This is a genomic window from Pseudoalteromonas sp. SG44-1 (assembly GCF_014164315.1).
Classification (GTDB): Bacteria; Pseudomonadota; Gammaproteobacteria; order Enterobacterales; family Alteromonadaceae; genus Pseudoalteromonas; species Pseudoalteromonas rhizosphaerae.
The window spans coordinates 27,625-50,087 of sequence record NZ_JACJEW010000015.1 but is presented as its reverse complement, the minus strand read 5'-3'; the positions used below and the strand labels follow the sequence as shown (position 1 = coordinate 50,087).

Here is a 22,463-nt window from a genome sequence, read left to right as displayed (position 1 = left end):
AGTAAGGAGCAGTAATGACACATTCTCTTGATTACTTTTTACATTTGATGATTGAAAAGCAAGGTTCGGATTTATTCGTATCGAGCCAATTGCCAGTCAGCGCAAAGATTAATGGTGAACTAATTGCACTTGGCGACGAAAAAATATCAGACGAAGAGTCGCTGCAATTAGTTGAATCAGCGATGAGTGAAAAACAAAAAGCAGAGTTTCATAATACTAAAGAGTGCAACTTTGCCATAGCTACCGATGAAGGGCGCTTTAGGATCTCGGCATTTTGGCAACGAGATTGCGCGGGTATGGTTATTCGCCGTATTGTTACGCAAATTCCTGATGTTGCTGAGCTTGGTCTACCGTCGACATTGACTGATGTGATCATGGCTAAACGTGGTTTAGTGCTGTTTGTCGGTGGTACTGGCACCGGTAAATCAACGTCGTTGGCTGCATTATTAGGTTACCGTAATCGTAATCAACGTGGGCATATCTTGACTATTGAAGACCCGATTGAGTTTGTCCATGAACATCGCAAAAGTATTATTACTCAGCGTGAAGTTGGCTTAGATACGGAAAGTTTTGAGGCGGCGTTAAAAAGCTCATTACGCCAAGCCCCCGATGTCATTTTAATTGGTGAAATACGTTCGCAAGAGACCATGGAATACGCACTTAGTTTTGCTGAAACCGGTCATTTATGTGTTGCTACATTACATGCCAATAACGCTAACCAAGCAATTGACCGTATTATGCATTTAGTGCCTAAAGAAAAGCACGATAAGCTAAAATATGATCTATCCTTAAACTTACGAGCTATCATAGCACAACAACTAGTGCCTACAGCCGATGGCAATGGTCGAGTAGCTGCTATCGAAATTTTATTAAATACCCCGATTATCGGCGAGCTTATCAAAAAAGGCGACATTGGCGGCATTAAAGAAGCCATGGCTAAAGCGAAAGATATGGGTATGCAAACCTTTGATCAAGCGTTATTTGAGCTCTATAAACAGCAACGTATCAACTATGCAGATGCTTTGCATCACGCTGACTCACCTAACGATTTACGTTTGATGATTAAGCTTCGAAATAATGAACAGCAAGGGGCTGGTTTTTTACAGGGAGTAACAATTGACGGGTTAGAACCTAAAGGTCAGTAGTATGAAAAAACGCATAAAATGGTTACTTGTAACAGTTAGTTTTTATGTTGTTAGTAACTCATTTTTTGCGATGGCGACAGATCAATCGATTGCTATTTTTATCCGAGATGACGTGCATTATGATTACACACATTTTTTAGCCGGTAGAGCACCGCAGGATATTACTGATTTTAGTGGTCGATTTATACGTCGCGATGTAGTTGATATGATCATTGCCCAACAAGCCTTGTACTTGGGGGGCTTTAATAAAACTTTCAGTTATCAAATTGGTAAAATTAATTTTCGTAATACCAAACTGTTAGAAAAAGGTGAGCTACTGATCAGCTTTGATAGTTATTGGTATGAAGATGCCAAATCACTAGCAGATAAAGTGTATATCAGCGATGAGCTGATCCGTAAAGGCGAGTATTTTGCGGGGATTTTTACTTCTCCAAACAATAAAAAAGTATTTCAGCTGCAGCACCTGTCAGATTTTAATCAACTAACTAGTGTGTCTACGCCGCGTTGGCGTACAGATTGGAAAACTTTATCGCAATTACCATTAAAAGATCTAGTTGCAGAGGATGAATGGCTCAGTCAAGTGCGTATGGTATCGATGCAATGGATTGATTTTATGTTAATGCCACTGATGCCACAGATGGGTAACCAATATGTACTTGAAGATATTGTTTTGCAAGCGGTACCTAATGTGCTGATATTATTAGATGATAGTCGTCATTTTGTAATATCAAAACGCCATCCTGATGGCGCTCAGGCTTTTAAAGCGTTGCAAAAAGGCTTAAAGATATTACGAGAACAAGGTGCGATAGAAAAAGCCTATCGCCAAGCTGGATTTATTCCTGAACTGAGTGAGCAGCTTATTATAAACCTACCGCTTACCCGTAAGCTTGTTCAAAGAAGCTTTCCAAAATAATAACAGCCGACATATTATCCACATTTCCTTTACCTAAGCTACGGTAACCGCCTTGCTCAAATAATCGTGCTTTTGCATCTGCTGTGGTTAAACGTTCGTCTTGGGTCTCTACAGGCAGTCCATAGTGATTATGTAAGCGGTTGGCAAACTTTTTAGCTTTAAAGGTGACTTCTTGATTTGTGCCATCCATATTAAGCGGTAATCCAACCACCAGTAAATCAGGTTGCCACTCATCGACATGCTTTTTAATAAAATCCCAATTTGGAATACCATCTTTGGCTTTGATAGCGCTTAGGCTCGATGCGGTTCCTGTTAGTTCTTGGCCGATAGCAACACCAATGCTGGTGGTGCCAAAATCAAAGCCCATCACGGTGCGTTCACCTTTGGGCTTTAGTTGTTTTTTAGTCATGCTATCTCTGTGCTTTAAAATTGTGGGTGACCACGCTTATGCGTGGCCAGCTTCCGAACTTAATTGGCTAATATCAAAACCGAGCGTCGCGACTGCTTTTTCCCAGCGTTGCTCTATCGGTGTGTTAAAAATAATCTCAGGATCGGCTTTTATAATTAGCCATGAATTTTCGAGTAGCTCTTGTTCGAGCTGGCCTTGCTCCCAACCCGCATAGCCCAGTGTAATAATAAACTGTTCTGGTGCTTGGGCTGTGGTTAAACTTGCTAACACATCTTTGGATGTGGTTATCATGATTTCGCTGCTAAGTTCTTGGCTTGCGCTATAACCTGCTTTTGGAGAATGCAGTACAAAACCACGATCGGTTTTTACAGGTCCTCCAGCAAATACTGCAACACTTGCTGCGTGGGTGGATTTGTCGTTATCAATCTCTATTTTGTCGAGCAAGTCGCCGACAGTAATATTGATCGGCTGGTTGATCACCAGCCCCATAGCCCCGTCTTCATTGTGCTCACAAATATACGCGACAGCACGTTTAAAAAAAGGGTCTTGCATTGATGGCATTGCGATTAAAAAATGATTTTCTAATGATTGCATAACGATACCCCTTTATTGTTAGTAAATTTAAGTATGGCTCAGTTTTCTTTCTATGGCATCAAATAAGCGCCCAGTAATTGAAATATCATAGGCAGCTTCGATTTCTTTTACGCAGGTAGGCGCTGTAACATTAATTTCTGTTAGCTTATCACCAATGATATCAAGACCTACAAAAATAAGCCCTTTAGCTTTTAATGTTGGTGCAACGGCTTCGGCAATTCTACGATCTGAATCACTGATTGGGCGTGCTTCACCACGACCGCCAACAGCTAAATTACCACGTGTTTCACCATTTTGTGGAATGCGGGCTAGGCAATATGGGATCACTTCGCCATCGACCACCAATACGCGTTTATCACCTTGTTTGATCTCTGGGATATAGTTTTGTGCCATGGCAAAACGGCTACCGTGTTCGGTGAGTGTTTCGCAAATAACCCCAATGTTGGCATCATTTTCAGTCACACGGAAAATAGAGGCGCCACCCATACCATCTAAAGGTTTTAGAATGATGTCTTTATGTTCAGCCAAAAATGCGCGGATCTGGTGCTTACAACGGGTTACTAAAGTGTCAGGTGTATGCTCACTAAACCATGCGGTGAATAACTTTTCGTTCGCATCACGCAGGCTTTGTGGCTTATTAATAATAAGCGTGCCTTCAAGTTCGGCGCGTTCTAAAATATAGGTTGCGTAAATGTACTCAGTATCAAACGGTGGATCTTTACGCATTAAAATAACATCTAAATCAGCAAGTGCGATACTGGCTTTTTCTTCCAGCTCATACCAATGGTTTGTATCGTCGAACACGGTTGCTTTTGCGGCTGTGGCATACGCTTTGCCTTTACGCAATGAAAGATCATTCATTTCCATGTAGTAAATTTCATAGCCACGGCTTTGGGCTTGCATCATCATTGCAAAACCGGTGTCTTTTTTGATGTTGAATCCGCTGATCGGATCTGAAATTATACCTAACTTAATTGCCATGTTCGTTGCCTTACTGAATCTGTTGCTATTGATATGAGGGTGGTTTTACTAATTTCAATTAGCTAAATCGCCAAATTGTAGCTGTAGTGCACTTAAGACTGTCAAAGCGGCAGTTTCAGTGCGCAGCACGCGTGGGCCGATACGGATATCAACAAAATTTTGTTGTTTGGTCTGGGCAATTTCATCATCAGTGAAGCCACCTTCAGGACCAACTAAAAACCGCACGCCAGCGCTAGGTACTTCGATTGTTTTAATACTGTGCTCTGCACGAGGGTGTAGGGTAAGCTTAATTTCATCACTGCTTTGTGCAAGCCATTGGCTGATGTCTATCGGTGGATGAATCGTGGTGATCCGGTTACGACCAGATTGCTCTGCTGCAGCAATCGCTATTTTTTGCCATTGCTGGTGTTTTTTTGCAAGTCGCTCGGCGCTTAATTTAACGCCACAACGTTGACTGAAAATAGGGGTGATTTCAGTGATCCCTAATTCAACAGACTTTTGAATGGTAAAGTCCATTTTGTCACCGCGAGAAATCCCTTGCCCTAGGTGAATGCTCAGCGGTGATTCAACATCTTTTTCATTAAATTCAAGCGGCATTGCAACGACTGATTTTTTTCCTACTTCAATGAGTTCGCAAAGATATTCGCCGCCTTGGCCATTAAATAATGAAATATGCTCACCGACTTTCATCCGTAATACGCGACCTATGTGGCCTGCTGCATCATCTTCTAACTGAAGTGCAGTGGCAATTACAATAGGACTTGCTTGATAAATATGAGGAACTCTCATGATGACCTTCAACAAAAATAGCTAATATCGTTATGGTATGTAAGTCATCTCTTCGGTGCAAATACTTATTGTGAGTCAGTGATAATTAGTTAAGTTTTATTTTAACTAATTATTAAGCTTTTCACATAATGCGTCTAAATTTTGCGGTGTTTCGGCTATTTCGGTTTGGCATGATAAGTGATTATTTTGTGCTAAGTCTGTGACTGGTTCAAACAGGTATCCATCATCAATCTCTTTAATTAAAAATCGTACAGAATGTAATGAATTGAATATAAATCGTTGTTTATCATCAGCTAATAAATAATCCGTTTGATTGTATAGTACACCGGCAATATCATGGTGTTCATGTAAATAACTCGCCAGTTCTGACACGCTAATTTCATTACTAAAGTCGCAGTAGCAATAATCTTTGATCAACTGGTCAAACATTAATTTAACCAAGTGACGGGTATTTGCACCAGCAACAACAAGGGTACTTGGACTGGTGCCGTGTGGCTGAGCAAAATAATGTTCAGTGAATTGCCGGCTGAATTCACTGTCGTTATCGATCAGTAGATAGTTATTTACTTCAAACGGCATAAGGCCCCACGTATTACGTCATTTTCAATATTAAATTGAAAACATACTTATTAGTAAATAGCCTATAGCGCTGAAAACAGCAAATTCAATGCAAGCTATTCCAATATTATCCTGATGATCAATTTCAAGCTCAGTATCAATGTTTGGCAAAGAGATGAACTTGATTATAGTCGTTAATAGATACAGTAATAACCACATAGTGCCGCAATGTAAAGCTAATGTGAATAAATTCTCAACCATTTTACCACTGTGAAAAGTGGCACTGGCAAGACCCGCATAGATAGCTAATGCAAGGCCAATGGATTTACCGGCATAACGAATGCCAATAGAGGTGTTTTCTAAATTAAAGTTACTTTGTAATGACGCCCCTTGATTGGCGCGAGCAAAGCGATATTCACGGAATTTACTGTCTAAGGCAAAAATAGTTTGCAGTAAAAAGAAGCTGACAAAAGCAATTAGTAAGCTGCTAAACCCTTGGGTATGAGACCAGCTGTATAGCCCTAATGTAATAATACAGTTAGCGATCAACATGCCTGAATCTACCAACGCGGCACAGACATTTTGTTTTAGTATGGCGGCTTCTTCATTAAAGCGGTGCAAGATCCACTTGCGGTGGATCAAGTGGCCTACTTTAATAAAAGTAAACAACAGTACTATCAGTACAATCATCTTAAGCGGGTTTGATTGGGCTGCACTGATACTAATTTCATCAAATAAAAATGCTACAGTCGCGATCACTACACTAATTTCTGACGCAAAACTAATTCCTAGAGCAAAATTGTCATGTTGAGCAAGTTCTTCTTTTAATGCTTGTTTAGCCTTGAGTTGACTTACTACCCGCAAACAAATAACAGCTAAACAAATAACCATAAAACAGATAGCAATCGCGAGTAAACTAGTGTTAGATAAAGATAAATATGACATTGAGAACCTAGGGTGGTTATTATTATGTTAACTATTCTAGTACGGTTACGACTGATATAAAAGAGAGTATTTGATGACACCAGGCGAACAACTCCCAACAGCACTGCATGGCTTAGGCAGCGAACGTTTTTTTCAGCTATATCCAGAGCTTCCTGCTAATGAATTAATTATTAATTTGTTAGGTTTGAGTGACTTTGCCTGGCGTTGCCTGCAATCTCAGCCGCAGTTAATTGAGATGTTGCTCAGTGATACTCAAATGAGTTTGCGAGATAGTCCTAACCCATTTCAAGACTTAAATCTTACCGAGGTTGATGAAGCGCAGTGCCATAAAATTTTACGCCGTTACCGGGAACGCTATTGGCTAAAAGTAGCGTGTTTAGATTTATGTTACAGCAATGATATAGCCGATAGTATTGGCTATATCTCGGCTTTAGCCGATCAGCTAATTGATAGTGCCAATAACTGGGCATTTGCCCAGGTTGCTCAGATTAATGGGCAACCATTCGATGAGCAACAACTGCCACTGGCGATGTTGGTATTAGGAATGGGTAAGTTAGGTGGCCAAGAACTTAACTATTCGTCAGATATCGATTTAATTTTTTCTTATCCGCGTAGTGTAAAAACTCAAGGTGGGCGGCGCTCTTTAGAAGCGCAAGTGTTTTACACTAAAGTGGCACAAAAGCTGATTGCCGCACTTAATCAAACAACGGTTGATGGACAAGTATTTAGGGTCGATATGCGGCTGCGACCTTTTGGTGAAAGCGGCCCCTTGGTGATGAGTTTTAATGCCATGGAAGATTACTACCAAGATCAAGGCCGTGAGTGGGAACGCTATGCGATGCTCAAAGGACGTTTAATTGGCCCTCAAACGCGCTACTGTGATGAATTTTATCAGTTATTAAAGCCTTTTGTGTATCGTCGCTATATCGATTTTTCAGTGATTGAATCGCTGCGTAAAATGAAGCAAATGATAGCTCAAGAAGTACGCCGTAAGCGCTTAACCAACAATATAAAACTAGGCGCTGGTGGGATTCGTGAGGTCGAGTTTGTGGTGCAAGCATTGCAAATGGTACGAGGTGGGCGTGAAGCCAATTTACAAACACAATCATTACAAAAAGCGTTAGCTGAATTAGTAAATATTCAAGTTATTGGCGCAGATGAAGCAAAACTATTACGCCACAATTATTTGTTTTTAAGGCGAGTTGAGCAATATTTGCAGATTTTTGCAGATCAACAAACGCAAACATTGCCAGATGATGGCCTGAACCAACAACGGCTAAATTACCTGTTAGAGCAGAGTGACTTCAGCGCATCTTTAGCGCAAATAAATGACATAATGGCTGGCATCCACAGTGAATTTGAACAAGTTATTGGTTATGAAAGTGAGCCAGTCGATCCTTGCGAAAGTGCTTTTATAAGTGCTTGGGAACACACCGATATTAGTGTTTTAACCGACCCAAATGATGCATGGCAAATACCATTAGAAGATTTTAAAGCCCGCTTAACGAAAACTAAAATTGGTCATCGTGGCCGTGATATTCTCGATAAACTCATGCCATTAATGCTAAAGCAACTATCAGACAGTCAAGCAAGTGGTGACGTATTTAGTATGATCTGCCAAGTATTAAGCAAGGTTATTTCACGAACAGCCTATTTAGAGTTGCTGTTTGAAAACCAAGGCGCGTTAAAACAGCTTGTTTCGTTGTGTTGTCATAGTAAATGGATTGGTGAGCATATTTCGCGTTACCCGATTTTACTTGATGAGCTTATCGATCCTGCGGTGCTGTATAAGCCTACACCACTGACTGCATATAAAGACGAAATACGACAGTATTTTTTACGTATTGATAGCGCAGACTTAGAACAGCAAATGGAAGCACTGCGTCAGTTTAAACAAACCCATCAACTACGTATTGCTGCCGCTGATGCAACCGGTGTGTTAGATGTAATGAAAGTAAGCGATCATTTAACAGCATTAGCCGAAGCGATAGTTGAGCAAGCGGTGAACCTTGCTTGGCAGCAAATGGCGCAGCGTTTTGGTATTCCGCCTAATACTGATGAAGAGCACAAGGGCTTTGCCGTAATAGCTTATGGTAAAACCGGTGGTTTTGAAGTGGGTTATGATTCTGATCTCGATTTAGTCTTTGTACATAATAGTGATGGCTCAGAGCAAACTAATGGCACTAAAGCGATTGATTCACGGCAGTTTTATTTAAAATTAGCACAGCGACTAATGCATTTATTTAATACTCGAACGGCGTCGGGTATTTTATATGAACTAGATACGCGGTTACGCCCAGAAGGTGCCTCAGGGTTAATGGCAATCAATCTTGAGAGCTTTAACCACTATCAGCAAACGCAAGCTTGGACATGGGAACATCAAGCGCTAGTGCGTTCTCGGATGATTTTTGGGCAACCCGAATTACAGCAGCGCTTTGCGCAAATTCGCTTAGGCATTTTGTGCCAGCAGCGCGACCCGCAAAAGCTTAAAGACGATGTGATCACCATGCGTGAAAAAATGCGCACACATTTAGCGAAAGGCAACGATATTGAGTTTGATTTAAAACAAGATACTGGCGGCATTGCTGATATTGAGTTTCTGACTCAATATTTAGTGCTTGATAACGCTTATAGCTTGGAGCAACTAACTACTTACTCAGACAACGTAAGGATTTTAACCGATGCAGCAAGGCTTGGTTGTATTAGTGATGAGATCAAGCAAGGGCTTATTACAGCCTATATTGATTATCGCTCGCGTTATCATGTGTTGAGTCTAGATCAGCAGGGACGTTGTGTAACAAAAGCTGAATTTGCGAAAGACATCGCATTTGTTACACAAGCATGGCAGCAGATATTTGAGTTAAGCGCTTAACTTCTTAGGCGCTTACAGTTTTCGCGCACATATTCAGAGGGCAGCTCGGTGATCACGGCTGCTCGCTGTTTAAAACAAAAGAAGGTATAAACTTCGTTTTCAAAGTCATCATTTATCGCCCGGCCAACTTGATAAAGCGTTGAATTAAAATTGCTATCCACTCGAAAGTGTTCTTTGATCACATAGTCTTTACTTAAATACCAATACAGAACGATATCTTCATCGCGTGCGTAATCAGTTAATACTTTTTTTAAAGTCGAGCCATTTTCAAAGCGTCTCGGCATTAACTCACCAGTCCAATTTGGTGAGGATGGTTCAACAACTTTAGCGCGCTCGGTCAGCGCCGCATCTATATTTATATCCGGATTAGCTAATTTAAGTACGTATTTATCGCGTTCATTGCTTTTATTTACCTGGTTGCGTAACGATGAATAAAAACGTGATAAACCTTGCGCAGCCGCATTTTTAGTATCTTTCATGTCCATGACTGGGCCATGACCTAATAAAAAATAAATCGCTGCGGCAATTAAAATAGCAGCTAGTGATAAATGCTTAACCCAAAACCACATGGCTCATACTCTTGTATTTATATTTACTAATAAAAGCATATTACAGCGGCGTTGTCACTTGTAATAAGAGGGGGCGTTCTCATCCGGCCTAGTTTTAAAGCGTCGATGAACCCACATATATTGTTCTGGTGCGGCATTAATAGCTTCTTCAATGCGTTGATTTACACGAGTCACATCGGCGAGGTTATCGCCAGATGGAAAGTTTTCAAGCATAGGGCGTACTTCTAAATGATATTTTCCCTGTTCGTCACGTCGACTTATAAGACTGACGGTTTCACAGTGCTTACTGGCTGCAAATAGCAAAGTCCCAGTGGTAGTTGCGGTATCTTGAACTGCAAAAAAAGGTGCAAATTCACAGCGTTGGCGGCCATAATCTTGATCGGGTAAGTAATAACATAATTTTTTATTTTTTAAGGCTTTGAGTAGGCCTTTAACATCGCGTTTGCCAACCACAAATTCATTTGAGCGTAAACGACCATTAGTAATAAAATATTCCATTAGCGGATTATTATGGGGGCGGTAAAAACCAATACCTTGATAGTGTAATCCCATGACACGGCTTGCCATTTCAAGATGCAGTATGTGTGGGACTATCATTAGAATCCCTTTACCAGATTGTTGTATTTGCTCAAAGTATTCAAGCCCTTTAACCGAGCCGCAAACTTTTTTTACACGCCAATCAGGCCACCACCATGACATGGCTGTTTCAATCATACCTATACCGGTATTTTCTAAGTTAGAAAGTACTAATGCTTGTTGTTCGGCTGCGGGCATATCTGGAAAGCAGCGTTTAATATTGACTTCAGCAATATGGCGACGACTTTTCATAAAACGATGGACTAAGCGACCTAGCAGTCGGCCCAATGCAAGTTGTAATTTCTGCGGTAGCCAAGAAATTATATACAAAATAAATACGCCAAACCAAGTAAACCAATAACGAGGGCCCAAGAAAGACCATTTAAATGGGGAGTTGTTGACCACAGAAGTATCTCATATGCAAAAGAAGCTAGTTTAACTGGATGAATAAAAAAATACAAAAAAGCCAGCAAGTTGCTGGCTTTTAAATGAGTAATGTTAAGCTTATCTTTATTGGATTTCTTTTAAACCTTGGTTGATGGCTTGTAAATCATTACTTGTTAACGTGCCCGCTGCTTGTTTTAAGCGTAGCGTTGATACAACGTAGCGATAGCGTACATCAGCGAGGTTACGTTTGGCGTTAAATAAGTTTTGTGTACTGACCAGTACGTCAACAATAGTACGAGTACCCACTTCAAAACCAGCTTCAGTGGCTTTTAATGCACTTTCAGCAGAAACTACTGCTTGTTCAAGGGCTTTAAAGGTCGCAATATCTGATACTACTTGATTATAAGAGGTGATCACCGAACGGGTTACGCCACGTAGACTTGCTTCTAAATCTTCACTTGCAGCAACATAAAAAGCACGTGCTTGCTCAGTCGCTGCAGTAGTAGCACCGCCTGAATATATTGGCACACTAAAGTTAATGCCAATATTTGTACTATCACCACGTGGGCGCGCAGTGTTGCTATTGCTATCAGTTAGTGTATCACCGTAGCTGGCATCTAAAGTCAGCTTAGGGTAATGACCCGCTTGTGCTAAATCAATTTGATCTTTAGCGATATCAACCGTTACTTTAGAGACCTGCAGAGTTAAATTATTTTGTTCTGCAAGCTTAATATAATCGGGTGATTTTTTTGCTGGTTGAACGGTAGAGAAAGTCTCAGTGTTTAACATATCCAGCTTAGCGTGATATTTACCGGTGATTTCGCGAAGCTGCTCACGGGCGGTTTCAACGCCGTTTCTGGCAACGATTTCGCGGGCAACCGAGTTATCGAATTGTGCTTGCGCTTCATGCACATCGGTAATTGCCGTTAAGCCTACTGCATAACGCTGTTTGGTTTGCTCAAGTTGACGTTCAATAGCGCGTTTTTCAGATTGTACAAATTCTAAGTTATCAATCGAACTTAATACGTTGAAATAGCCATCAGCAACACGAACAATGAGATCTTGCTTGGCAAAGTCATATTGAGCAGCTGCTTGCAACGCTTGTTTGTCTGCAATACCGAGTGAATTCCATGCACCTAAATCAAACAGTGTCTGGCTTAGTTTAAGACCACGGCTGAATGTATCTGAATCGCTATCGACCTTGGTGTAACCTGCCGCATCAGTACCATTAAATGATGTGCTATCGGTTTTATCATACCCCATAGAAAAACCGATTTGTGGCAATAATGCGCTCATTGCACGGTCACTGTTATAAGCTTGTGCGTTTGCTTGGGCTTTTGCTTTTAAAACAGTAGGATCGTTAGCTGTGGCAATTTCATAAACTTGTAATAAGTCTTCAGCATTTGACGCTGTGGCAGTTAATGCGCAAGATATACCAATCAGCGCAGCAAGAATGTTTTTTTTCATTATTCGTTCAGTCCTTAGACAATTTACGTTCTAAAAGCATGGTAACCTGTTTTACTTAAGAACAAAAAAAAATTTGCGTAAAACAGCGTAAACAAGTGTAACAGAATATATACCCAAACCACCTCAATATGTCAGTTTCAGTTGGAATTAAAAGCGATTTAGGCAAGGCATTGATTGTAAGTTATAGTGGTTCTATTATTAAAATCAATAACGCAGTATAAATCGCTTTTAAACCAACCCCCTGGGCGTTTCACAGGAACTTACTCTCATCGTTGTTACTTCTTAAAAGGGACTGCCATTGTTGCAAAGTAACGCCTTGATATTAAGCCCCTGTGAAACGCTGGATTCTGCATCTTGAGGTGGTTTGGGTATAATCCCCGGACATGATAGTAAGTATCTAGGTTTAAATTCAAGTAATAGCATGTGTAATAGGAAACTTCATGGCTGATGAAAAGCTCACAAAATTTACCAAACAAGACGTTAAAATTGCTCCTATAGAAGTACTTTATAGCGGCTTTTTTAATATTAACTTATATCAGTTTGAACATGCATTATTTGCGGGGGGTCAATCAGAGACTATCCGTCGTGAGATACTCGAACGCGGTGACGCGGTTGCAGTTTTACCGTATGATCCCATAGCAGATAGTATTTTATTGATAGAACAAATACGTATTGGCGCGATAAGAACTAAACAGTCACCTTGGTTATTAGAATGTATAGCAGGCATGACCGATGGCAGTACTAATTATGAAGATGTCGCTAGGCGCGAAGCATTTGAAGAAGCGGGCTTAGTACTGAGCGAATTGGAATTTATGCTATCGTACCTGTCAAGCCCAGGAGGGACTACTGAGCGGTTACATCTTTATCTTGCAAAAACTGATTTAAGTCAGCTACAAAGTGACGTGTATGGACTTGCAACTGAAGGTGAAGATATTAAAACGCATATTCTCAGTTTTGATGATGCAATGGCGCGTTTAGCAACCGGTGAGATAGATAATGCTGCCTCGGTAATTTCATTGCAGTGGTTAGCGCTTAATCGCGAACGTATAATTAATCAGCGCAGCTAAAATAGTAATAGACTACCCTTAACCTCTAACTTTATGGCGGTAATGTGACAGCACTTGCAGTGAAACAACGATATATTCAGAGTCTTCCTAAATACTTGACGTTATGTGAGCATAACTACTTACGTGCTTTAAAATTGCTGCCCAATGAGCGCAAAGAAGGCAATACACGTCAAGTACAATTGGGTAATAACCAGTTTGTAATTAAGGTGGATGGCTGTGCTAAATACACGATGGATATTTCAATAACCCAATTAACCGGTATGTTAAAAGGGTTTAATCCGCTGTTTTTAACTGTGCGTTTATATCACGATGCAAAAGTTGCTGAAATAATTCACCATGATTACCATCAAAGGATCAAACCTTCATATGGTTACCCTAATCCGCAAATGCATCAAAAAGATGAAAAATATCAACTTAATGCGTTTTTGTATGATTGGTTAGTGGCGTGTGTTGAAAGTGGTCGAGCGGTACTTAACTGGGATATAAATGATGGCCTGGTTTGATGAGTCGGCGCAGTTCAATAATACTCAGCTGCGCTTAGCGCATATTACCGATTGTCACTTATTTGCAGACCCACAAGGGGAGTATTTTGCGGTCAATACCGCTGAGCACTTTTCTCGCGCGCTTGCTGATATGGCACACCAGTCATTAGACGCTGTGATCTTTGGTGGCGATTTAACCCAAGATCACAGTTTTGCATCATATTTGTTGTTTGCTCAGCTGATTGCCGACTCAGCGCTTACTTGCCCTGTTTTTTGGCTGCCTGGTAATCATGATGATATCAGTGCGATGCAGCGTATTTCTGGTGGTCAAATCAATAGTGCAAAACGGTTAATTGCCGATGGCTTTGAAGTGTTGTTAATTAGCTCTAAAGGGCCAACACCAGCAGGTTGGGTAAGCGAAGCCGATTTAAATGAACTCGCTGATTTATTAGCGACTACACAGTCGCCGAGCGTGGCTTTTTGCCACCATAATCCATTACCTATTAATGGTTACCTAGACAAGCATATGCTCGAAAATGGCCCGCAACTACTTAATGTATTGCATAATAGCGCGCTAGTAAGGCAGTTATTTCATGGTCATGTTCACAATGACTATCAATTTAAATTCAGAAGTATTGAGATTTTTGCCACGCCAGCAAGCTCAGTGCAGTTTACTAAACACACCGATGACTGGCAGCAACACAATGCGGGGCCTGGTTATCGATTGTTGACAATATCAAAGCCAACAAACAGTGCAAAACTATTAATTAACTCGGAACTGATGTGGCCCAACGAGTAATTTATATTCATGGTTTTAATAGCAGTGAACATTCATTTAAAGCTGTCCGCTTTGGTGAGTATATGGCACACTATGACGTTGATTATTGTGTGCCACGGCTAAGCCATGAACCGTTTCATGCGATAATTCAAATTGAACAATTATTAACGCCAAATACTGTATTACTTGGCAGTTCTTTAGGTGGTTTTTACGCCACTTATTTATCGCAAAAATATCAGTTACCAGCAGTGGTTATAAACCCTGCGGTTAAGCCTTATTTATTGTTGAGTTCTTTGTTAGGGCCGAACTATAATCCCTATCAGGATAGCCATTACGAGCTCAACAATAGTCATATTAACGCGTTAAAATCACTGTCGATACCTAGCTTAGAGCGCCCATCATTACTGTACTTATTACAGCAAACGGGTGATGAAGTACTGGATTATCAGCAGGCCGTTAAATATTATTCACAATGCAAGCAACAGATAGAATTTGGTGGTGATCATAGCTTTGTTGGCTTTGATGACTCCATTGCTAGTATTGTAGATTTTCTTAAAATCACGTAAAACTTAGCTAAGCGCATAAAAGATAAAAACTATGAGTCAGCAAAATTATAACGCCGAAGCCATTGAAGTATTAAATGGGTTAGAACCTGTTAAACGCCGCCCTGGTATGTACACCGACACCACCCGTCCTAATCACTTAGGACAAGAGGTTATTGATAACAGTGTCGATGAAGCCATGGCCGGACATGCCACTAGAATTGATGTCATTTTGCATGAAGATAATTCGCTAGAAGTTAGCGATGATGGCCGTGGTATGCCTATCGATATTCACCCAGAAGAAGGTATTCCTGGGGTCGAATTGATTTTTACCAAGCTGCATGCTGGTGGCAAGTTCTCTAATAAAAACTACCAATTTTCAGGTGGTTTGCACGGGGTAGGGATCTCCGTGGTTAATGCATTATCAACGCGCGTTGAAGTGGTTGTGCGCCGCGATGCACAACAATACATGATGGCGTTTGAAAGCGGTGATAAAGTTGAAGATCTTCATGTTATAGGCACCGTAGGTAAACGTAATACAGGTACAACTGTACGTTTTTGGCCTGATGTAAGCTACTTTGATTCAGCTAATTTCTCGTTGACTAAATTACATCATTTATTAAAAGCTAAAGCCGTACTTTGCCCAGGTTTACGTATTAAGTTTGTTAATAAACAAACCAAAGAAACCCAAGAGTGGTATTACGAAACAGGCCTTAAAGACTACTTAAACGAAGCTGTTAAAGGTTACGAAGTACTGCCAAAAGACCCATTTACCGGTGAGTTTTCAAGTTCAACGGAAGGTGCTGATTGGGCGGTTGTTTGGTTACCTGAAGGCGGTGAATCGATAGCTGAAAGTTACGTTAACTTAATACCAACTGCGCAAGGCGGTACTCACGTAAATGGTTTGCGACAAGGTTTACTCGAGGCTATGCGTGAGTTTTGTGAATTTAGAAACTTACTGCCGCGTGGCGTTAAGCTCACCCCCGATGACATTTGGGAACGGTGTAGCTACGTTTTATCAGTGAAAATGCAAGATCCACAATTTGCCGGTCAAACCAAAGAGAAATTATCTTCTCGTTCGTGCTCGGCATTTGTATCTGGGGTGGTAAAAGATGCATTCAGTTTATGGTTAAATGAGCACACCGATACTGCTGAGTTACTGTCAGAGTTATGTATTTCTAATGCACAGAAACGTCTTCGCGCAGCCAAAAAAGTGGTGCGTAAGCGTGTTACCGCAGGTCCCGCATTACCGGGCAAATTAACCGACTGTAGCGCTGCAGATAACGACCGTACCGAGCTATTTTTAGTAGAAGGTGACTCAGCTGGTGGCTCAGCTAAACAAGCACGTGATCGTGAGTTTCAGGCAATAATGCCACTACGTGGTAAAATTTTGAATACGTGGGAAGTTGAATCAGGGCAAATTTTAGCATCACAAGAGGTGCACGATATTTCTGTGGCGCTGGGTATCGACCCTGACTCAACTGATATCTCTTCTTTACGCTATAATAAAATTTGCATCTTAGCGGATGCTGACTCCGATGGACTGCATATTGCGACTTTGTTGTGTGCACTATTTGTTCGTCATTTCCCAACGTTGGTGAAAACGGGTCACGTATATGTAGCTATGCCGCCGTTGTTTAGAATCGACATTGGTAAAGATGTTTATTATGCCCTTGATGAAGATGAAAAATCCGGCATCCTAGCGCGTATTGAAGCAGAGAAAAAACGCGGTAAAGTAAACGTACAGCGTTTCAAAGGCTTGGGTGAAATGAACCCACTGCAACTACGCGAAACGACCATGGATCCTAATACTCGCCGCTTAGTCCAGCTAACCTTAGAAGATGAAGTTGAAACCATGGAAATGATGGATATGTTGCTGGCGAAAAAGCGCTCATCAGATCGTCGTCAATGGTTAGAAGACCACGGTAATCGTGCTCAAGTGTGATTTTTCAAGGGTGTAATGCCATGCAAGTACAGCAAGGGAGTTGTTTTAAACATTTAAACAGTTTAGTTTTATTAACGATTCTTGTTACTTGTTTGTACTTGTACTGCGCACCTTTAAAAGCACAGCAAAAAACCGCTTTTGATGAGCAATGGTTAACAACACAACTGCATACCGCCCACGAAAAAAGCATTCAGGATCCAGGCCAAGCCATTGAGTTTGTAGCGCTATTATTAGTAGAGCATACGAGTCGCTTAACAGTGTTACAACGCACAAGGTTACAACTCAATTTAGCTGAAAATTACTTATTAAATGGTGAAATAACTAAATCCATTGAATTGGAACAGCAAATAGCGAAGCAGCTAAACTCACTAAGTAGTGATGCGCTGATAAGCTACTACTTAGTAAAATCGGATATTTACAATTTTACTGGGCAAACTGAAAAATCATTAGCAGTTTTAATGACAGCTAAAGAGCTAGTTGAACAACTTGATAATGATAAGCTAAAAAGTGATGTATATGGCGCTTTAGCTAATTTTTATGTGTATAACCATGATGATATTCGGGCATTAGATTACTTCTATAAAAGTTATGTAATTATTAAGCGTAGTGGAAGTTTACTTGATTTAGCCTACATAGAATCAACAATGGCAAAATCGTACGAATATTTGTTTGATTACAACAAAGCAATTGAAGTGCAAACTAAGGCATTAGATTATTTTTTAAAACATGACTTAGCGTTTGACAGTTTAGTGTCGTATTTTCATTTAGCTAAAGTTTATTTAAAGATGGGGCGCAGCCAAGAGGCGATTGCAAGTAGTCAGAAATTACTGACGTTGAGCAAAAAGTTAGCCAATGAAAAATTAGTGTACTACGGTTATATTATCTTAGCGGAAGCATATTTATTAGAACAAGATATGGCTCAAGCTAGCCATTATTTGTCATTGAGTAATCAATATTTTGACAGGCTTGAAGATGTAGTTACCATTGCTAACCACTTCTATACTCAAGCAGGTATTGAGTTAGCACTGAATTTGCCTGAGCAAGCCACGATAACCTTAACTAAAGCGCAGCAGTTGTCGAAGCAAATTCCGATAGAAAACAGTATCACATCACTATTGAAGTTAACCCGCTTGCTTACTCAGCTTGCGGTGCAGCAACAAGATTATCAGCAGGCGTACTTACATCAGCAAGATCTTATCGCTTTAAATGCTCAACATTATAATAAAGTGCGCGAGTTATCCCGTTCTCGCTATCAAGTTCAGTTTGATACTAAACAAGTAGAAATTGAACGACAGCTGCTTGAAAAAGATAAAGAACTTAGCGAATTTGCATTACAAGAAATTAAGCAACAGCAAGCATTACAAAAAACCATTATGCTAAGCGTACTATTATTATTTTTATTGCTGTTAATCTTTTCATGGCGACAATATCGTTTAAAGCGCAAATTTAGTGTGCTAGCCAATACGGACGTTTTAACTGGTGTGGCTAATCGACGTAAAATAATAGAGTTTGCTCAGTTACAGTGGCAACAGTTAAAAAAAGATGATCACAATTTTTGTTTGATTGCTTTTGATTTAGACCACTTTAAAAACATTAATGATGATTTTGGCCACCCGGCAGGGGATTTAGTGTTACAAGCGATCACGAATACATCTCTGCGAGCGATCAGAGAGAATGATATTCTAGGGCGCATTGGTGGCGAAGAGTTTTTAGTGGTACTCAACAATACCACTTTAGCTGAAGCCACTGAAATTGCTTATCGAATTAAAACTGAGATTGAAAAAGAACGTATAATCAGTGATGGAAATGAGATCAAAGTCACTGCAAGTTTTGGTGTGGCGCAAAAGCAAGCGCAACTAGGCTCATTTAAAGATTTATTTAAAAAAGCAGACAAAGCGTTATATGCCGCAAAAGATCATGGCCGTAATAGGGTAGAAATCGATGAATAAATTACTAGTTTCTGTATTAACATTAGGCTTGCTAAGTACTCCCTTAGCAGCAAAAGAAATCCTTAAAGAACTCAGTGTTCCTGATGGCTTTACTGTAAACATATTTGCCAGTGATGTGGAAAATGCACGGCAATTAGCAGTATCTAAAAAAGGTATTGTGTATGTTGGCTCGCGAAACGCGGGAAATGTGTATGCACTGATTGATCACAATAGTGATGGGGTTGCTGATAAACAAATTTTGGTGGCCAGTGGTTTAACTATGCCTTCAGGTTTAGCGATCAAAGATGGCGACTTATATGTTGCTGAAGTACAACGTATTATTCGCTTCAAAAATATTGATACACAATTGAAAGCACCTAAATATGAAGTGGTTTACGACGCATTACCGACAGAGCGTCATCACGGTTGGAAGTTTTTACGCTTCTCACCAACCGGCGAGCTGATCATTCCTGTGGGTGTACCTTGTAATATTTGCGCTGAAGATGAGCGCTATGGGCGAATATTTTCATTGGATGTAAACACCAAACAAATGACCACGTTAGCACAAGGTGTGCGTAACTCTGTTGGCTTTGACTTTCATCCTAGCACCCAAGCTATGTGGTTTAGTGATAATGGCAGAGACATGATGGGTGATGATCTTCCACCGGATGAACTAAACCGCTTAACAACCGAAGGTGAACATTTTGGTTTTCCCTATGTGCATGCAGGTGCCATCTTAGATCCTGAATTTGGTAAAGGTAAAAATATTGCCGATTACAGTGCCCCAGCTTTAGCCTTGGGTGCGCATGTAGCCCCATTAGGGATTCATTTTTATCAAGGTAAACAATTTCCTGCTAATTATAAGCAACAATTATTTGTTGCTGAACACGGCTCTTGGAACCGTAGTAAAAAATCTGGATATAAAGTGGCAGTTGCCACTATTGAGCAAGGACGTGTGATAAAATACACGCCGTTTATTACGGGCTTTATGAAAAACGAAGAAACATTGGGTCGTCCGGTTGCTTTTGCAGAACTTGCCGATGGCAGCTTATTGATCTCCGATGATTATGCCAATGTGATCTACCGTGTAAGCTATAAAAAAAATTAGGTAGGCTTTGATGAGTGATACAGATACCTTGCTATTGCAAGGAATTGAGCAACAAACAATGGGGCGTTTTACCGAAGACGCCTATTTGAATTATTCCATGTATGTGATCATGGATAGGGCATTGCCACATATTGGCGATGGTCTAAAACCAGTACAACGTCGTATTATTTACGCCATGAGCGAACTGGGTTTATCGGCAACGGCTAAATATAAAAAGTCAGCCCGTACCGTTGGTGATGTACTCGGTAAGTACCATCCTCATGGTGATAGCGCTTGTTATGAAGCCATGGTGTTAATGGCACAACCGTTTTCTTATCGTTACCCATTAGTTGATGGGCAAGGGAACTGGGGTGCTGCAGATGATCCAAAGTCATTTGCGGCAATGCGTTATACCGAAGCGCGTTTATCTAAGTTCTCAGAAGTACTGTTAAAAGAACTTGGCCAAGGGACTGTTGATTGGACGCCAAACTTTGATGGCACAATGGACGAGCCACAAGTATTACCATCACGCTTACCACATATTTTACTCAATGGTATTACGGGTATTGCAGTGGGTATGGCAACTGACATTCCGCCACATAACGTACGCGAAGTAGCCAGTGCCTGTTGTTTGCTATTGGATAACCCTAAAGCTGAACTAGATCAATTGCTTGAGCATGTACAAGCTCCCGATTACCCAACTGAAGCTGAAATAATTACTTCAAAAGCGGATATTCGTAAAATTTATCAAACCGGCCGTGGTTCGATAAAAATGCGCGCTATTTATACAGAGGAGCACGGCGATATTGTCATTACTGCACTGCCACATCAATGTTCTGGTGGTAAAGTACTTGAGCAAATCGCAGCGCAAATGAATGCCAAAAAGCTGCCTATGGTGGCTGATTTACGTGACGAATCAGATCATGAAAATCCAACCCGGATTGTCATCATTCCGCGTTCTAATCGCATTAAAGTGGAGCCGTTAATGGCTCATTTATTTGCCACTACAGACTTGGAAAAAAATTACCGCGTTAATATCAATATGCTTGGCCTTGATGGCCGTCCGCAGGTAAAAGATTTACGAACCATTTTAACTGAGTGGCTGGTGTTCCGCCGTGAAACAGTGCGCCGTCGCCTGCAATACCGTTTAGATAAAGTATTGGCTCGTTTACATATTTTAGAAGGTTTATTGGCAGCCTTCTTAAATATTGACGAAGTGATCGAAATTATTCGTGCCGAAGACAAGCCAAAGCCGGTATTAATGGAACGCTTTGGTATTACAGACATCCAAGCCGAAGCAATCCTTGAATTAAAACTACGTCATTTAGCGAAACTTGAAGAGTTTAAAATTCGTGGGGAGCAAGATGAGCTTGCCAAAGAGCGCGATAAATTACAGCTGACTTTAGGCTCTGAACGTCGTATGTCGACGTTACTAAAAAAAGAGATTCAAGAAGCAGCAGAGCTGTATGGTGACGATCGCCGTTCACCGATTGTCGAACGTCTTGAAGCGAAAGCATTAAGCGAAAAAGATTTAATCCCATCAGAATCAGTAACCGTTGTGTTGTCTGAAAAAGGTTGGGCGCGTGTTGGTAAAGGCCATGATTTAGATGTTGAAGGGCTCAGTTATCGAGCTGGCGATGCATATAAAGCCTCTGCCCGTGGTAAGAGTAATCAACCTGCGGTGTTCTTAGATTCTGCTGGGCGTGCATTTGCCACTGATGCGCATGGGTTACCGTCGGCACGAAGCCAAGGTGAACCAATGACAGGGCGGTTTAACCTCACTGCAGGTGCTAATTTTGAGCATGTAGTGATGGGCGAAGACAAACAAGTACTGTTAATGGCATCAGATGCAGGTTATGGTTTTATTACTGATTTTGTAGATCTAGTAAGTAAAAACAAAAACGGTAAAGCCTTGGTTAGTGTGCCTAAAGGTGGGCAATTATTAGCGCCAATTAGGGTTAATGATGTTGCTAACGATTACTGTATGGCGATATCGAATGAAGGCCGGATGTTGTTATTCCCATTACGTGATTTACCAAAACTAGGTAAAGGTAAGGGTAACAAGATAATCTCTATCCCAAGTGCCAAAGTACAAGCGCGTGAAGAGTTTGTTAAAGTGCTGGCAGTGGTGCCTGAAGGTACCAGTGTTACCCTGCATGCAGGTAAGCGTAAGCTGACTCTTAAACCCAGTGATTTAGAGCATTATCATGGTGAGCGTGGTCGTCGAGGTAATAAATTACCGCGTGGTTTACAGCGTGTCGATGAAGCGGTTGTAGAGTTGACGGCGATTGATGATGACATTGAGCCGACAGAAACTGAGTAAGTATTTTTTTTATATCTATGAATAAAACGGCCTGCTATTGCAGGTCGTTTGTTTTTAAAGCAGAAAATTATTTTAAGCTTACATGTGTTCGCTAAACACTCGTTTA

The 22,463-nt window shown here is 40.8% G+C and carries 20 protein-coding genes; 11 read left to right on the top strand and 9 right to left on the bottom strand.

From position 1 onward, the window contains the following. Positions 1-14: 14 nt before the first annotated feature. On the top strand, positions 15-1,145 hold the full coding sequence (locus H5187_RS09285; RefSeq protein ID WP_145234933.1) for a PilT/PilU family type 4a pilus ATPase: 1,131 nt from the start codon (positions 15-17) through the stop codon (positions 1,143-1,145). Between the two features lies 1 nt (position 1,146). Beyond that, the gene (locus H5187_RS09280; RefSeq protein WP_145234935.1) at positions 1,147-2,058 is read left to right on the top strand and encodes a hypothetical protein; all 912 of its coding nucleotides are present in this window, start codon (positions 1,147-1,149) and stop codon (positions 2,056-2,058) included. On the opposite strand, the gene ruvX is transcribed toward H5187_RS09280, so the two are convergent. From ruvX to H5187_RS09250, 6 genes are all read right to left on the bottom strand, one after another. Continuing rightward, positions 2,021-2,467, bottom strand: coding sequence for a Holliday junction resolvase RuvX (gene ruvX / locus H5187_RS09275; RefSeq protein ID WP_145234938.1), 447 nt, complete (start codon positions 2,465-2,467; stop codon positions 2,021-2,023). The genes H5187_RS09280 and ruvX overlap by 38 nt on opposite strands. Positions 2,468-2,503: 36 nt before the next feature. Next, positions 2,504-3,061, bottom strand: coding sequence for a YqgE/AlgH family protein (locus H5187_RS09270; RefSeq protein WP_145234940.1), 558 nt, complete (start codon positions 3,059-3,061; stop codon positions 2,504-2,506). Positions 3,062-3,088: 27 nt separating this feature from the next. Then, on the bottom strand, positions 3,089-4,042 hold the full coding sequence (gene gshB, locus H5187_RS09265; RefSeq protein ID WP_145234942.1) for a glutathione synthase: 954 nt from the start codon (positions 4,040-4,042) through the stop codon (positions 3,089-3,091). 54 nt (positions 4,043-4,096) lie between these two features. Then, on the bottom strand, positions 4,097-4,831 hold the full coding sequence (rsmE, locus tag H5187_RS09260; RefSeq protein ID WP_145234944.1) for a 16S rRNA (uracil(1498)-N(3))-methyltransferase: 735 nt from the start codon (positions 4,829-4,831) through the stop codon (positions 4,097-4,099). Positions 4,832-4,936: 105 nt separating this feature from the next. Then, positions 4,937-5,410 (bottom strand): hypothetical protein, encoded by a 474-nt coding sequence (locus tag H5187_RS09255; protein WP_145234946.1) that lies wholly within the window; start codon positions 5,408-5,410, stop codon positions 4,937-4,939. A 30-nt stretch (positions 5,411-5,440) separates the two neighbouring features. After that, on the bottom strand, positions 5,441-6,334 hold the full coding sequence (locus tag H5187_RS09250; RefSeq protein WP_145234948.1) for a hypothetical protein: 894 nt from the start codon (positions 6,332-6,334) through the stop codon (positions 5,441-5,443). Between the two features lie 73 nt (positions 6,335-6,407). Here H5187_RS09250 and glnE point away from each other — a divergent pair, with 73 nt between their 5' ends. Continuing rightward, a complete protein-coding gene (glnE, locus tag H5187_RS09245) occupies positions 6,408-9,206 on the top strand; it encodes a bifunctional [glutamate--ammonia ligase]-adenylyl-L-tyrosine phosphorylase/[glutamate--ammonia-ligase] adenylyltransferase (protein ID WP_182797803.1) in 2,799 nt (932 codons plus the stop codon). Here the strand turns inward: glnE and H5187_RS09240 are convergent. From H5187_RS09240 to tolC, 3 genes are all read right to left on the bottom strand, one after another. Further along, positions 9,203-9,775: a TcpQ domain-containing protein gene (locus H5187_RS09240; RefSeq protein ID WP_145234952.1), complete on the bottom strand. Its 573-nt coding sequence runs from the start codon at positions 9,773-9,775 to the stop codon at positions 9,203-9,205. The genes glnE and H5187_RS09240 overlap by 4 nt on opposite strands. Before the next feature lie 54 nt (positions 9,776-9,829). Then, positions 9,830-10,756 carry an LpxL/LpxP family Kdo(2)-lipid IV(A) lauroyl/palmitoleoyl acyltransferase gene (gene lpxL, locus H5187_RS09235; protein WP_149981267.1) on the bottom strand — a complete coding sequence of 309 codons (927 nt, stop codon included), beginning with the start codon at positions 10,754-10,756 and terminating at the stop codon, positions 9,830-9,832. 105 nt (positions 10,757-10,861) lie between these two features. Next, positions 10,862-12,205: an outer membrane channel protein TolC gene (gene tolC / locus H5187_RS09230; RefSeq protein ID WP_149981266.1), complete on the bottom strand. Its 1,344-nt coding sequence runs from the start codon at positions 12,203-12,205 to the stop codon at positions 10,862-10,864. A gap of 440 nt (positions 12,206-12,645) precedes the next feature. Here tolC and H5187_RS09225 point away from each other — a divergent pair, with 440 nt between their 5' ends. From H5187_RS09225 to parC, 8 genes are read left to right on the top strand one after another with little or no spacing between them, the layout of a single operon-like run. Beyond that, positions 12,646-13,272: an NUDIX domain-containing protein gene (locus H5187_RS09225; RefSeq protein WP_149981265.1), complete on the top strand. Its 627-nt coding sequence runs from the start codon at positions 12,646-12,648 to the stop codon at positions 13,270-13,272. A gap of 44 nt (positions 13,273-13,316) precedes the next feature. Then, the gene (locus H5187_RS09220; RefSeq protein WP_145234962.1) at positions 13,317-13,775 is read left to right on the top strand and encodes a DUF1249 domain-containing protein; all 459 of its coding nucleotides are present in this window, start codon (positions 13,317-13,319) and stop codon (positions 13,773-13,775) included. Then, a complete protein-coding gene (locus H5187_RS09215; RefSeq protein ID WP_182797802.1) occupies positions 13,762-14,553 on the top strand; it encodes a metallophosphoesterase in 792 nt (263 codons plus the stop codon). Before H5187_RS09220 ends, H5187_RS09215 begins: the two co-directional genes overlap by 14 nt. Further along, positions 14,538-15,098, top strand: a complete 561-nt coding sequence (locus H5187_RS09210) for a YqiA/YcfP family alpha/beta fold hydrolase (RefSeq protein WP_182784129.1) — start codon at positions 14,538-14,540, stop codon at positions 15,096-15,098. The genes H5187_RS09215 and H5187_RS09210 overlap by 16 nt, the downstream gene beginning before the upstream one ends. Before the next feature lie 31 nt (positions 15,099-15,129). Further along, positions 15,130-17,019, top strand: a complete 1,890-nt coding sequence (gene parE / locus H5187_RS09205; protein WP_145234966.1) for a DNA topoisomerase IV subunit B — start codon at positions 15,130-15,132, stop codon at positions 17,017-17,019. Positions 17,020-17,039: 20 nt separating this feature from the next. After that, positions 17,040-18,968, top strand: coding sequence for a GGDEF domain-containing protein (locus H5187_RS09200; protein WP_182718450.1), 1,929 nt, complete (start codon positions 17,040-17,042; stop codon positions 18,966-18,968). Further along, positions 18,961-20,055 carry a sorbosone dehydrogenase family protein gene (locus H5187_RS09195; protein ID WP_149981262.1) on the top strand — a complete coding sequence of 365 codons (1,095 nt, stop codon included), beginning with the start codon at positions 18,961-18,963 and terminating at the stop codon, positions 20,053-20,055. Before H5187_RS09200 ends, H5187_RS09195 begins: the two co-directional genes overlap by 8 nt. A gap of 10 nt (positions 20,056-20,065) precedes the next feature. After that, on the top strand, positions 20,066-22,357 hold the full coding sequence (gene parC, locus H5187_RS09190) for a DNA topoisomerase IV subunit A (RefSeq protein ID WP_182794630.1): 2,292 nt from the start codon (positions 20,066-20,068) through the stop codon (positions 22,355-22,357). Positions 22,358-22,463 lie beyond the last annotated feature (106 nt).